A 13,587-nucleotide genomic window follows, 5' to 3' on the forward strand; every position below is an offset into this window, starting at 1 on the left:
TTTAGTAAACTATTTGTTGTTTGTACAAATAAGATGTGTTGTTATAAGTCCAGTCTATTCTTATGTCCCAACGTCCTTCCAAAAGGCGGTCATTAGGAATCAAGACCGTATGGTCCGTAAGCTCAATGGCTGCTTTATAATCCAAATGCTTGTTGGAAGGGCGATACAATTCAATATTTCCTGCGATTTTTTGGGTTTCCAAATTTTCAGGAAAACTGATGAGCATTCCACTATCTGTTTTTTGCCAACGTAAGTTTTCTTCCAAATTTTTGGCATTGTTGAGTTTGTCAATATCATGTTGGAATTCCAATTCCTGTTGGTAGTAATCTTCGGTTACTAAATGGTGGTCATTTCGATTTTTACTCATTATCACCACAAAGTAGAGTATAAAGCTCATAAAAGCTATAAAGGCAATTACAATACCTGTTCCCCAATTAAATTTCATAGCTTATAGTTTTTAGATTATTTATAACTTCTAGGACCTAAAAAATTAACCGTTGTTGTTTCAATCAATTCATCGTTGCTGTAAACATCAATAGTCAATTTATTTTTGTCCCCTTTTAAATCTCCTTGTTTAATTTCAATAAACAAGGTCCCTTCTGCAAGTTCCTGTCCGGGCACATCAAACTTATCCTTGGCCGACACCAAATTAATGGTACCCTCATAATTTCTTAGTTTGAAACTAATGTTTTCAATGTCCTTAGACGTTTTATTTACCAATTTATAAGTGAAGACATTGCTGATAATATTGTCATCCTTATGTTCATACAATTGTCCTGGCAATCTTAAAATGGTCGCTTCTACATCGCTTCGCAATGCCAAAAGGCCAATTAAGAATCCAATCAATATGGTAAGAACCGCAATATAGCCTTTCATACGAAGGGTAAGTTTGAACTTTTCCTTCTTCTCAATTTCATCTTCACTGGCATATCTAATCAATCCTTTTGGAAGGTTGATACTTTCCATGATATGGTCGCATTCATCAATACAGGCAGTACAGTTTACGCATTCCAACTGTGTCCCGTTTCTAATGTCTATACCGGTAGGACATACATGCACACATTGCAAACAATCGATACAATCGCCATGTCCAAGGGCTTGACGGTCTTCATTCTTTCTGAATTTTTTTCTTCCGTTTTCGCCTTCACCACGTTTATCGTCGTAAGCCACTACAATGGATTTGGTATCCAAAAGTACACCTTGTAACCTTCCATAAGGACAGGCAATGATGCATACTTGTTCCCTGAACCAAGCAAATATAAAATAGAATACTCCTGTGAAAATGAGCAACGGAAACAAGGTGCCCAAATGCTCGAAAGGACCGTCCATAATATTGGAAAGAAGCTTGTCGCCACCAATAAGATAGGCTAAAAACACGTTGGCAATTAGGAAGGAAATCAATAAAAAGATGCTCCATTTTAAAGCACGCTTTCTAATTTTTTCCGCATTCCAAGGTTGTCTGTCCAAGCGCATTTGTTTGCCGCGATCACCATCAATCCAATATTCAATACGGCGGAAGACCATTTCCATAAAAATGGTCTGTGGACAAATCCACCCGCAAAAGATACGTCCGAAACCTACCGTGAATAAGGTGATGAACAAAATGCCAATCACCATGGCAATCACGAACAAATAGAAATCCTGTGGCCAAAATGGGAACGAGAAAATGTTGAAGCGCCTTTCCAGCACATTGAACAGTAAAAACTGGTTGCCATTAATTTTAATAAAGGGTGCCAAGAATAGAAACGCCAACAAAGCATAGCTTACCAACTTACGTTTGTCGTAATAAGGTCCACTTGGTTTTTTAGGGTATACCCATGCGCGTTTCCCTTCCTTAGTGACAGTGCCAATAGAATCTCTAAATGTTTCTTGTTCCGGAGTATCCATAATTTAGGTTATTGCACTGAGGCAGTGGCAGTGGAATCTACTACTGTTTCTGCTTCAGGTTCGTTTGGGGTAGCAGGAGCTTCAGGGGTTTCTGTAGGAGCAGTTTGTCCTTCCGGAGCCCATAAATCACCTTGTGGTTCTTTAGGTTCGGCAGGCGTGGTACCTTGGAATTGCAACACATAGCTGGCTACTTGTGCAATTTGCGAAGGTTTTAAACTTTGCTTCCAGGCAATCATCCCTTTTCCGTTACGACCACCTTCTGAAATGGTATGGAATACATTCTTGATTCCCCCACCCAAAATCCAATAATTATCAGTTAGGTTAGGACCAATTCCTCCACCACCATCTGCTTTGTGACAAGCCACACAGTTGGCATCGAAAATGGCTTTTCCTGCACCTAGGTCTTTTGCATCGGTCAATACTTCAACGGTATTGGCATCCACCAAATCCTTGGCTGTTTTTTTGTATTCTTCAATGGCAGCCTTAGCTTCTGCGTATTCTGTTTTTAGTTCGTCATACTGCCCGTCGGCATTGAATACTTCATATTTAAATAAGTATACGAAGGCAAAAATAATGGTTGCATAAAACCCATATAGCCACCATGGTGGAAGGTCGTTGTCAAGTTCTTGAATGCCATCGTAGTTGTGGTCCAAAATGATTTCGTGCTCCAATTCAATAGGTTTGGAACCCAAAAGTTTAAGGTAGGTACGCTTGATCCAAGCAACAAATTTTGGGTCTTTGGCTTGGGCTTCATCATAACGCTTTTTACCTTCTTCGTCCAAACTTTGGTAAAGGATATTGTCCATAGAACTTACAATCCCTTCAATACCTATGAGCAACAAAAGCACAAATATGACAAATAGCAATAGGGCTGGCTGTTCTAAAATGGCAGGCTTGCCATGGGAGTCTATATTATATTCTATGAGTCCTACTATAAAAAAGAAGATGACAGGTACTCGTATCCAGGATGGAATTAATTTTCTCATAATTAATCGATATTTTGGTTGTCTAATGGAAGGTTACTCATTCTAGAGATGTACTCTTTTTTGGCGGTAAATACCCACCAAAAAAGAAGTACAAAAAAGATGAAAAATATCAGTAGTGAAATGATGGGGTAGATTTCTATCCCTTCAATACTGTCCATATGATGTTTTATAAATTTTAACATAAGGCCTTAGTTTGAACTAGATGAAACATCCTGTTTTACTTTAATATCTGTACCTAAACGCTGTAGGTAGGCAATAAGGGCCACAATTTCACGATTGCGCATTTCCACGAAATCAGCACCTCCAGATTTTTTGTCGGCTTCATAGGTTTCAGCGAAGTCTGGATCGGAATACAAGTTCTTCTCAATTTGAGTTCCTTGCTCCAACATTTGTTGTTGGGCATTGGCAATTTCCTCATCGGTATAAGGCACTCCCAATTTCACCATAGTACGCATTTTGGCTTCTGTTTGCGACTTGTCCAGTTCATCTTTAATCAACCAAGGGTATCTTGGCATGATAGATCCTGATGAAGTACTTTGTGGATCGTACATATGGTTTAAGTGCCAGTTGTCGGAGTACTTTTGACCCAAACGGTGTAAGTCTGGCCCCGTACGTTTACTTCCCCATAAGAATGGGTGGTCGTATACAAATTCCCCTGCTTTGGAGTATTCACCATAACGTTCTACCTCACTTCTAAACGGACGTACCATTTGGGAGTGACAGCTCACACAACCTTCACGGATGTAAATATCGCGACCTTCCAATTCCAAAGGCGTATAAGGTTGGATACTGCTAATAGTTGGAATATTGGATTTTACCATAATGGTTGGTACAATCTGCACAATACCCCCAATAAGGATGGCGATTGTGGCGTAGATGGTCAATTTAACAGGTTTACGCTCTAACCAAGTGTGGTAGCCTTCACCTGCAACACGGTGCTTAGCGACTGGTTGAAGTGCAGGAGCTTCTGCCAATTCATCGGTAACGGATGCATTAGAAGTTCTGATGGTTGCAATAATATTGTATACCAAAATCAAGATACCAATTACATACATGGTTCCTCCAATGGCACGCATTAAGTACATTGGCATGATTTCGGTTACAGTTTCCAAGAAGTTACCATATACCAAGGTACCGTCTGGGTTGAATTGTTTCCACATACTAGCTTGGGTAAATCCAGCCACATACATTGGAAGTGCATACATGATGATCCCTAAAGTACCTATCCAAAAGTGTAAGTTGGCCAATCCAACAGAATATAATTTGGTTTTGTACAAACGCGGTATCAACCAGTAGATCATTCCGTAGGCCATAAATCCGTTCCAAGCTAAGGCTCCTACATGTACGTGGGCAATGATCCAGTCTGTAAAGTGAGCCACAGCATTCACACTTTTTAAAGAAAGGGTAGGCCCTTCAAAAGTAGCCATACCATAACCAGTAATAGCCACTACCATAAATTTCAATACCGGGTCAATACGTACTTTATCCCAAGCACCTCTCAAAGTAAGAAGCCCGTTGATCATCCCTCCCCAAGACGGCATGATAAGCATCACAGAAAAGGCAACTCCTAGGTTTTGTGCCCATTCAGGAAGCGCCGTGTACAACAAGTGATGAGGTCCGGCCCAGATATAAATGAAAATCAGGGACCAGAAGTGGATGATGGATAAACGATAGGAATAAATTGGTCTATCGGCAGCTTTTGGAACAAAATAATACATTAATCCCAAAAACGGCGTGGTCAAGAAGAATGCTACCGCATTGTGGCCATACCACCACTGCACCAAAGCATCCTGTACTCCGGCGTAAACCGAGTAACTTTTCAGTCCGCTTACAGGTAGTTCCAAACTGTTAAAGATATGCAGAACCGCAACCGTTACAAAAGTGGCTAAGTAGAACCAAATGGCTACATACATATGACGCTGTCTACGTTTTAAAATGGTTCCGATAAGGTTCCATCCAAAAACCACCCAAACTACTGCAATGGCAATATCTATAGGCCATTCCAATTCGGCGTATTCTTTGGAAGTCGTGAAACCTAAAGGCAGAGAGAGCGCAGCGGAAACAATAATTAACTGCCAGCCCCAAAAGTTGATGTTACTCAGTGTGTCACTGAACATTCTAGCCTTTAGAAGTCGTTGGGAGGAGTAGTAGACCCCAGCGAAAATGGCGTTTCCAACAAAGGCAAAAATAACGGCATTGGTATGCAACGGACGCAAACGTCCAAAGCTCAGCCAAGGAATGCCCTCGGTTAGGTTTGGGAAAATAAACATGAACGCCAGCAAGAGTCCTACGAGCATTCCAACAACACCCCAAAGCATGGTTGCTGTGAGGAATTTCTTGACGATTTTATTGTCGTAATAAAATTGTTCTACTTCCATAATTTAATTGGTCTTTTTGTGTTTAACTGAAGGTTTTTGTACATCTTTTACAAGCTCGTCTTCAAAGAGCATGCGTATGGAGGGTGTATAGCTATCGTCGTACTGTCCTTTTCTTACGGCCATAACAAAGGCGAAGAAAAACACAACGGCAACCACAATGCTGATACTTAGTAATAGGTATAAAACACTCATAATGTGTTGAATTGATACTTAAATTTAGGGTTTAATTTGCTTAGTTTCATAGTCCAGTAATTTTTAATTTAGTTTTTTGCCCAACATATTGGTAGCAATGGTGGTGAATACCACGATGCTAATAGAACTCAAGGGCATTAAGATGGCTGCGATAACTGGTGATAATTGACCGGTTACGGCGAAAAAGAGTCCTATAAGATTGTATACCAGCGATAGCATAAAGCTCCACTTGATGATTTGGATGGCTTTTTTGGAGGTTTGAATGTATTGGTACAAATAATTGAATTTTGAAGCGTCCAAAATGGCGTCGCAAGCAGGGGAAAATACATTCACATTTTCTGAAATGGCAATCCCTACATTGCTTTGGGCCAAGGCTCCAGCATCATTCAAACCATCTCCAACCATTAGTATTTTGGCACCTTCGCTTTGGTGGTGTTTGATGTATTCCAGTTTGTCGTCTGGCTTTTGGTTGAAGATCAGTTTTGTTTTGGCGGGCAACAACTTTTTAAGATTATCACTTTCACCATCATTATCTCCAGAAAGAATTACTAAATCGTTTTCTTTTTTTAACAGATTAAAAAGTTGCGTTAGCCCTTTTCGATAGTTGTTGTAAAAAGTGTATTTACCTTTATATACGTTGTTGGTGCTAATGTGTACACTCGTTTCCAGAACAGACGAGGTTTCAATTTTTCCAACAAAATTTGCCGAACCTATTTTAATAAGGTCACTGTTAAATCTACCTTCAATACCTTGTCCTGGGTGCTCTTCAAAATGACCCAAAGGCAAAATATCATGCTCCTTTAGTAGTTGGTAAAGGCTGCGGCTTAAAGGGTGGTTGGAATTACGAACGGTACTTTTTAAAAGTTCTTCCTCTTGATTGGTCAACGGCATACCATCATACACCGCTTGAGTCTGTTTGTTGGAGGTAATGGTGCCAGTTTTGTCAAAAATAATCAGGTTGATGTCAGCCAATTGTTCAATCACCGATGCATTTTTGAGATAGAATTTATGTTTGCCAAAAATTCGTAAAATATTGCCTAAGGTAAATGGCGCAGCCAAAGCAATGGCGCAAGGGCAGGCAATGATGAGTACTGCCGTAAAAACATTCATGGCTTTGCTAGGGTTGACGACTAACCAAATCAAGGTAGCAATAAGGGCAATGCTTAATACGGCAATGGTAAAGTGTTTACTTATGGTATTGGTCAATGTGGTAAAGCGGTGCTCTTTATCCTGTTGAAACACCTCATTGCTCCACAATTGTGTTAGGTAACTTTGTTCTACTGGTTTTACGGCTTCCATTTCTATCACACCAGAAGTCTGCTTGCCTCCGGCAAAAAGCTTATCACCCGAAACCTTTTTCACTTTTTTGGATTCTCCCGTCACAAAACTGTAGTCGATAGCGGCATCTCCTTTCAATAAAATTCCATCTACAGGGATCAGTTCTTCATTTCTTATGAGCAAACGGTCTCCTTTTTTGATGTCGTAAACCTGAATATTGCTTTCTTGGCCATTTTCCAATTTGGTAACGGCAATAGGAAAATACGATTTGTAGTCACGTTCAAAAGAAAGGAAAGAGTAGGTTTTCTGTTGAAAGAACTTCCCAACCAATAAAAAGAACACCAAGCCGGTAAGGCTGTCGAAAAAGCCGCTGCCCAAATCGAAGATAATTTCAATGGTACTTCTTATAAATAGGACGGCAATTCCTAGGGCTATTGGCACATCAATATTTAATAGTTTTGAGCGCAGCCCTTTGTAGGCAGACACAAAATAGTCTTGTGCTGCATAGAATACCACGGGAAGGGAAAAGGCAAACATCAACCACCTAAAGACTACTTTGTACTGTTCCAACCAAAATTCCCCAACTTCAAAATATTCAGGGAAGGACAGGAACATGACGTTTCCAAAGACAAAACCAGCAATTCCCAATTTGTAAATTAAGGAGCGGTCAATCTGCTTTTTATTGTTTTTAAAATCGTCCAGACTTATATAAGGTTCATAACCAATACTGCTTAATAGCAATACCAATTCCTTTAGGGAGCAGGCGTCACTATTATAGGTGACAGTCACGGTCTTTTTTCCAAAATTAACCTGAGAGCTGCTTATATGGCGGTTGAGCTTGTTGAGGTTTTCCAGAATCCAGATACAGGAACTACAATGCACATGCGGAATATACAGAGTTGTAATCTGTACATTACCATCATTAAAATCGGTAAGCTCATCAATAATGGATGCTTCCGAAAGGAAATTGTATTTGTGTTGTTGGATTTTTGGAGTCGCTCCAGGAGAAGATTGGAAATCGTAGTAACAGGTCAGTCCATTATCCGAAAAAATCTCATAAACGGTCTTGCAACCATTACAACAGAATACTTTTTCGTCCAAAGTAATCGTGTTGGAATTGCAATAATCGCCACAATGATAGCAGGTTAGACCCTCCATGAATTTTTGTTTAATCTGTTAAACAAAGGTTAAAAGATAAGAAAAAATATAATATGATAATTATCAGCTTTGATCCTGAAGTACCGATGAGTGAATTTAACTATTTGTGTTACAGGGTTTTATGATTTGTTTTTTTGAAAAGGAGCCGTGGAGTGGCTCTTTGGATGGTGTTTTGGGATGTACTGCGATAACATTCGGATGGCGTTCCAAAAAATTGTAATTTTATAGGGCTATGAAAACAAAGGGCTATTTTTTTAAGGGATTTGTCTTTAGAAATTATGAGGCACCGGAGCAATCTATTTTTTATAAGCTTCTGGATATCTTTATGGAATTGATTATCCATACTTCGGGCGATTTTGATGAAGCTATTGATTGGTTACGGGAATTGGATAAGGAATACAATCTCACGACAGAAGATTATACCATAGACGATTTTATTGAAGACCTTAAAAAGAAAGGCTATATCCGCGAAGAATTGCGTCCTGATGGAGAAGGAGGCTTGGGGATTACCTCGAAAACAGAACGTGCGATTAGAAGAGCGGCCTTGGACCAAATTTTTGGAAAAATCAAACGCAGTGGCCAGGGGAACCATAGAAGCAAAAGCCCTGGGATTGGAGATGAGCATACAGGCGACTATAGAGAATATCAATTTGGGGATGCTTTAGACCGTGTGTCCATGACCGAAAGTTTAAAGAATGCCCAAATCAATCATGGCCTTGGAAATTTCAGGTTGTCTGAGGACGATTTGGTAGTGGAGGAAACCCTTCACAAGTCCCAAATGAGTACGGTTTTGATGATTGATATCAGCCATAGTATGATTTTATATGGAGAGGACCGCATTACCCCAGCCAAAAAAGTGGCCATGGCCTTAGCGGAATTGATCACTACCCGTTACCCAAAGGATACCTTGGATATTTTGGTGTTTGGTAACGATGCGTGGCAAATCCAAATTAAGGACTTGCCCTATCTACAGGTTGGCCCATACCATACCAATACGGTGGCCGGGTTGCAATTGGCCATGGATTTACTAAGACGTAAGCGCAACACCAATAAGCAAATCTTTATGATCACCGATGGAAAACCAAGTTGTTTGCGTTTGCCCAATGGCGAATATTATAAAAACAGTTACGGCTTGGACGATTTTATAGTCAATAAGTGCTATGCCATGGCACAGCAGGCAAGACGGCTTCATATTCCAATCACTACTTTTATGATTGCCCAAGATGCTTATTTAATGCAATTTGTTCGTGAGTTTACCTACGCCAACCAAGGAAAGGCCTTTTATACAGGGCTGAAAGGTTTAGGCGAAATGATTTTTGAAGATTACGAAACCAATAGAAAAAAACGCATCAAAGGATAACAGGTCTTTTTCGATAAACCAAAACTAGATATCAAACCTATGAATATATCAGCCATTACCACTTTAGGAGCTTTAAAAAAGGCAGGGTATAAATACCAGTCGATTAAAGATGAGTTGCGGAATAATCTAATAGAAAAGCTTAAAGAGGAGGAGGAAACGTTTGAAGGCGTCCACGGATATGAGCATACCGTAATTCCTGAATTGGAGCGTGCCATTTTATCCCGACATAACATTAATTTATTAGGATTGCGAGGACAAGCCAAAACAAGATTGGCGCGGCTGATGGTAAATTTGTTGGATGAATATATTCCCGTAGTGGAAGGTTCCGAAATCAATGACGATCCCCAAAGACCGTTGTCTAGATATGCTACGGAACTAATTAAGGAGAAAGGTGATGATACACCTATTGTTTGGTTGCATCGCAGTGAACGCTTTGCTGAAAAATTGGCAACGCCAGACGTTACGGTTGCCGATATTATTGGTGATGTAGATCCTATAAAAGCGGCCAATCTTAAATTGAGTTATGCCGATGATCGTGTGATTCATTACGGGATGATTCCTAGGGCCAATCGGTGTATTTTTGTAATCAATGAATTACCCGATCTACAGGCCAGAATACAGGTGGCGCTGTTCAATATTTTGCAGGAAGGAGATATTCAAATTCGTGGATTTAAATTGCGTTTGCCTTTGGATATCCAATTTGTGTTCACGGCAAATCCAGAGGATTATACCAATAGAGGCAGTATTGTAACCCCGCTTAAAGACCGTATTGGTTCCCAGATTTTAACCCATTATCCCCAAGATTTGGAAACCGCAAAACTCATTACCCAACAGGAAGCCAAATTGGATGCTAGACAAGCTGAAAACATTGTAGTGCCTGAATTGGCAAAGGATTTGTTGGAGCAAGTGGCTTTTGAAGCACGCGAAAGTGAGTTTATAGATGCCAAAAGTGGTGTGAGTGCCAGATTGGGAATTACCGCCTATGAAAATTTATTGAGTACCGCCGAACGTCGCGCTTTGCAATGTGAAGATGAAAATACCACGGTACGTATGGGAGATTTTATGGGAATCATTCCGTCCATCACGGGGAAAGTAGAATTGGTGTATGAAGGAGAGCAGGAAGGAGCTTCGGTGGTGGCTTACAATCTAATAGGGGATGCTGTAAAAACTTTGTTTGTGGAACTGTTCCCTAAGATTGAAAAACTGAAAAAGGAAGGCGATGCCACACCTTATGATGATATTGTATCTTGGTTTTTCAATCAAAAGGAGGGGTTTGAATTATTGGACGATGTGCCGGATAGGGATTACCAACAGTTATTAGATAGCATCCAACCATTGGACGCTTTGTTGGAAGAATATGCACCAGACATTCCAGCATCTGATACGTATTTTTTGAAGGAGTTTGTACTGTGGGCTTTGGTTGAATTTAAACAATTGAGCAAATACCGTTTCACTGAAGGCATACAATTTAAAGATCCTTATGGTAGTTTTTTCGGAGGTATTTAATAGCCTCCACGACTTTTAATATTGTCACCACACAGTTGTACGATTTCTGAAATACGTTTGGCCCTAGTGGCTTCACGTTTGGCTTGGTTCAACCAATACAAATAGCTTTTTCTATAGGAAGGTGCAAAGTTTTGGTAATTTTCAAAGGCTTTGGGATGTTGCTCGAAAGCTTCTTGAAGATCTTTAGGGATGATGCCATTCTCAACATCGTCCAAACTTATCCAACTGCCATTGTCCTTGGCAATTGCTATAGTTCTCAATCCACTTTCATGCATTAGGTCGGCTTCCAAAAGCTCTTCGATGTAGCTTTTGTTCACGGCACTCCATACACTTTTAGGATTTCTTGGGGTGAAGTATTGTCGTCGTTTGCCTTCTCCCAAACTTTTTACGGTGGAATCAATCCAACCAAAACAAATGGCCACTTTTACGGCTTCTTCCCAACGCATACTGTCATTGTCATGTCCTACCTTATAAAAAATAAGGTAAACACCCTTGTATTGGGAGTGGTTGCCCAAGAGCCATTCCCTCCATTCTTCATGGGTTTTAAAATAGAGTTCCGGAATATGAGACATGAGCAAAGGACTTAATTGGCTATAAACTTTTCTAGTAGTACCCTTACTTCGTCGGTATCCTTGATGTAGTATTTGGCTTTGGTGGTTTTGGAAGCTACCTTCACAGTATATGCCGATTTTGGCAATTCCTCAAACATATATTCATCGGTCCAGTCATCTCCAATGGCAAAAACAAAGTCGTAGGTATTTTCTGGAATCAATCGTAAGCAAGCACGCCCTTTATTGACATTACTGCTTTTTATTTCGATGACTTTGTTTCCGGAAAGTACGCTGAGGTTGTCGTTGGAAATCAATCCTGTAAGGACGGTATTCAATTCCATGGTACGAATTTGTGCCAATTCAGGATCGGCTTTTCGATAGTGCCATGCCAAAGAGTATTGTTTGGTTTCAATAAAGGTTCCAGGGGTGCGGTCTACAAAGGTTTCCAAGATTGGCCTTACGTTTTCCATCCAATCGTTTTTAAGATGCTCCAAGGCTTCCCAGTTTTTATCGGGACGCTTGAGCCATACACCGTGGTCTGTAATAAGATTGTAATTTTTATTTCCAAACCATTTGTTGAAGGTATTTTGGTCCCGTCCACTTATGATTACCAAGTCTGTATTTTCTTGTTCACTTAATGTATCCAAAAGCGCATATAATTGGTCATCTGGACTGGCATCTTTCGGATTGTCCTTAAAGCCAACCAAGGTGCCATCATAATCCAAGAACAGGAGTCTCTTTTTTGCTTTTTTATAATCGGCGAACATCTCTTTTTGTAAGTTGTCATCAAGGCGCTGTGCCACGGCAACAGATTCGGTTACTTTGGTTGCATTAAGAGACTTCATAAATTCATCGGCCCACTTTTCTACGGTGTAACGTTTGAGTCGTTTTTGAAGAATTTTGGTGCGTTTGTGCTGTTCTTCCAAAGGCATTTCCAGAGCCTGTTTTAAGGTGTTGGCGATGTCCTCGAAGTTATTGGGGTTGATGAGCAGTGCTTCGTTCATTTCTTTGGAAGCTCCTGCCATTTCACTTAAAATCAACACGCCATCTTCATTCACTCTTGTGGCGATATATTCCTTGGCTACCAAATTCATCCCGTCACGGAGCGGGGTAATAATGGCCACATCGGAAGACGTGTATAGATCGATTAGATTTTCAAAAGGCATGGCTCTGTAAAAGTACCAAATTGGCGTCCAGCTTACCGTAGAGAACTCTCCATTGATACGCCCTACCAACTCATCGGTTTCCCGCTTTAAACGTTGGTATTGTGGGACATTGGAGCGGGAGGGAACGGCCAACATGATCAACCGTACTTTTTCTTTGAATTCAGGGTATTTGTTTAGGAAATATTCAAAGGCACGTAATCTGTTTGGAATTCCTTTGGTATAGTCCAATCGGTCTATGGACAGAATCATTTTTGCGTCAGGGGATTGTTCGATATGGTCATCTAATCGGCGTTGCAATTCCGATTTTTCGTTGGGTCCCATTTGGTTGTGCCTAAGGGCTGCATCGTGAAATTTGGCATAGTCAATTCCCATTGGGAAGGAGTCTACCTTCACCGTACGATCGCCGTAGGTAATTTTATTGAATTTCACATCCAAACGTAAAATACGTTTTACCGAACTTAAAAAGTGGCGTTCATAGTCATACGTGTGAAAGCCTAGTAAATCAGCTCCCAACATCCCTTTTAAGAGCTCTTCACGCCAAGGGAAGGTTCTGAAGATTTCATAGGAAGGATAGGGGATGTGCAAAAAGAACCCAATGGTAGTATTGGGTTTTTTGTCCCTGATCAGTTCAGGCAGCAGTAATAATTGATAATCATGTACCCAAACCGTATCGCCATCTTCAAGGTTCTCCACTACCACATCGGCAAATTTTTGGTTCACTTCGATGTAGGAGTCCCATTGGTCTTTTTCAAATTCGGTGTATTCCATGAAGTAGTGGAAAAGAGGCCAAAGGGTTTTGTTGCTGAATCCATAATAGAAATTCTCAACATCTTCTTCGTTTAGCGGGACGGCCACACATTTTTCTTTCTTAATGGCTTTATCGACTTCTTTTGAAAGGTCCTCGTCCAATTCCTCTTGGGTCAATCCAGACCATCCTATCCAAATGCCATTGCCATCTGCATGAACCGATTTCATTCCTGTAGCAAGTCCTCCTACGCTCGGGACAATGTTCAGGGAATTCTGTTCTATTTTAACCTGCAATGGTAGTCTGTTGGATACGATGATGGTTTTACTCATGAATTTTGATTTATAAAATTGTTTATACTGTGAATTTTGTTAATTTAA

General features: G+C 40.4%; 11 protein-coding genes. 2 read left to right on the forward strand and 9 right to left on the reverse strand.

The window, feature by feature from the left end; all coding sequences use genetic code 11:
• Position 1: 1 nt before the first annotated feature.
• The 7 genes from BKM32_RS09100 to BKM32_RS09130 all read right to left on the reverse strand — a co-directional run bounded on the left by BKM32_RS09100 (position 2) and on the right by BKM32_RS09130 (position 7,879).
• On the reverse strand, positions 2–445 hold the full coding sequence (locus BKM32_RS09100) for a FixH family protein (RefSeq protein ID WP_076663528.1): 444 nt from the start codon (positions 443–445) through the stop codon (positions 2–4).
• Positions 446–462: 17 nt separating this feature from the next.
• The gene (ccoG, locus tag BKM32_RS09105; protein ID WP_076663529.1) at positions 463–1,887 is read right to left on the reverse strand and encodes a cytochrome c oxidase accessory protein CcoG; all 1,425 of its coding nucleotides are present in this window, start codon (positions 1,885–1,887) and stop codon (positions 463–465) included.
• 8 nt (positions 1,888–1,895) lie between these two features.
• Positions 1,896–2,873: a cbb3-type cytochrome c oxidase N-terminal domain-containing protein gene (locus BKM32_RS09110; RefSeq protein WP_083702146.1), complete on the reverse strand. Its 978-nt coding sequence runs from the start codon at positions 2,871–2,873 to the stop codon at positions 1,896–1,898.
• 2 nt (positions 2,874–2,875) lie between these two features.
• Positions 2,876–3,055, reverse strand: a complete 180-nt coding sequence (locus BKM32_RS09115; RefSeq protein ID WP_053978289.1) for a cytochrome c oxidase subunit IV — start codon at positions 3,053–3,055, stop codon at positions 2,876–2,878.
• Between the two features lie 6 nt (positions 3,056–3,061).
• Positions 3,062–5,251 carry a cytochrome-c oxidase, cbb3-type subunit I gene (ccoN, locus tag BKM32_RS09120; RefSeq protein WP_076663530.1) on the reverse strand — a complete coding sequence of 730 codons (2,190 nt, stop codon included), beginning with the start codon at positions 5,249–5,251 and terminating at the stop codon, positions 3,062–3,064.
• Positions 5,252–5,254: 3 nt separating this feature from the next.
• Positions 5,255–5,443, reverse strand: coding sequence for a cbb3-type cytochrome oxidase assembly protein CcoS (ccoS, locus tag BKM32_RS09125; protein ID WP_053978291.1), 189 nt, complete (start codon positions 5,441–5,443; stop codon positions 5,255–5,257).
• Between the two features lie 63 nt (positions 5,444–5,506).
• The gene (locus BKM32_RS09130) at positions 5,507–7,879 is read right to left on the reverse strand and encodes a heavy metal translocating P-type ATPase metal-binding domain-containing protein (RefSeq protein WP_076663531.1); all 2,373 of its coding nucleotides are present in this window, start codon (positions 7,877–7,879) and stop codon (positions 5,507–5,509) included.
• Between the two features lie 232 nt (positions 7,880–8,111).
• Between BKM32_RS09130 and BKM32_RS09135 the strand changes: the two genes are divergently transcribed.
• Both BKM32_RS09135 and BKM32_RS09140 read left to right on the forward strand, forming a co-directional pair.
• Positions 8,112–9,239: a VWA domain-containing protein gene (locus BKM32_RS09135; RefSeq protein WP_076663532.1), complete on the forward strand. Its 1,128-nt coding sequence runs from the start codon at positions 8,112–8,114 to the stop codon at positions 9,237–9,239.
• Between the two features lie 39 nt (positions 9,240–9,278).
• Positions 9,279–10,745: a sigma 54-interacting transcriptional regulator gene (locus BKM32_RS09140; protein ID WP_076663533.1), complete on the forward strand. Its 1,467-nt coding sequence runs from the start codon at positions 9,279–9,281 to the stop codon at positions 10,743–10,745.
• Here the strand turns inward: BKM32_RS09140 and BKM32_RS09145 are convergent.
• Complete coding sequence (locus BKM32_RS09145) at positions 10,742–11,317, reverse strand: YdeI family protein (protein WP_076663534.1); 576 nt, start codon at positions 11,315–11,317, stop codon at positions 10,742–10,744. The two genes, BKM32_RS09140 and BKM32_RS09145, sit on opposite strands and share 4 nt — an antisense overlap.
• Positions 11,318–11,328: 11 nt before the next feature.
• The gene (locus tag BKM32_RS09150) at positions 11,329–13,539 is read right to left on the reverse strand and encodes a bifunctional alpha,alpha-trehalose-phosphate synthase (UDP-forming)/trehalose-phosphatase (RefSeq protein WP_076663535.1); all 2,211 of its coding nucleotides are present in this window, start codon (positions 13,537–13,539) and stop codon (positions 11,329–11,331) included.
• Between the last annotated feature and the right edge of the window lie 48 nt (positions 13,540–13,587).

It is taken from the genome of Mangrovimonas sp. DI 80 (assembly GCF_001975575.1).
In the GTDB taxonomy this organism is placed as follows: Bacteria; Bacteroidota; Bacteroidia; order Flavobacteriales; family Flavobacteriaceae; genus Mangrovimonas_A; species Mangrovimonas_A xylaniphaga.

Coding starts and splice junctions, on each gene's coding strand:
- BKM32_RS09130 (WP_076663531.1), bottom strand. CDS start 7,879: ATGGAGGGTCTAACCTGCTATCATTGTGGCGATTATTGCAATTCCAAC.
- BKM32_RS09110 (WP_083702146.1), bottom strand. CDS start 2,873: ATGAGAAAATTAATTCCATCCTGGATACGAGTACCTGTCATCTTCTTT.
- BKM32_RS09140 (WP_076663533.1), top strand. CDS start 9,279: ATGAATATATCAGCCATTACCACTTTAGGAGCTTTAAAAAAGGCAGGG.
- BKM32_RS09100 (WP_076663528.1), bottom strand. CDS start 445: ATGAAATTTAATTGGGGAACAGGTATTGTAATTGCCTTTATAGCTTTT.
- ccoN (WP_076663530.1), bottom strand. CDS start 5,251: ATGGAAGTAGAACAATTTTATTACGACAATAAAATCGTCAAGAAATTC.
- BKM32_RS09135 (WP_076663532.1), top strand. CDS start 8,112: ATGAAAACAAAGGGCTATTTTTTTAAGGGATTTGTCTTTAGAAATTAT.
- BKM32_RS09145 (WP_076663534.1), bottom strand. CDS start 11,317: ATGTCTCATATTCCGGAACTCTATTTTAAAACCCATGAAGAATGGAGG.
- ccoG (WP_076663529.1), bottom strand. CDS start 1,887: ATGGATACTCCGGAACAAGAAACATTTAGAGATTCTATTGGCACTGTC.
- BKM32_RS09115 (WP_053978289.1), bottom strand. CDS start 3,055: ATGTTAAAATTTATAAAACATCATATGGACAGTATTGAAGGGATAGAA.
- BKM32_RS09150 (WP_076663535.1), bottom strand. CDS start 13,539: ATGAGTAAAACCATCATCGTATCCAACAGACTACCATTGCAGGTTAAA.
- ccoS (WP_053978291.1), bottom strand. CDS start 5,443: ATGAGTGTTTTATACCTATTACTAAGTATCAGCATTGTGGTTGCCGTT.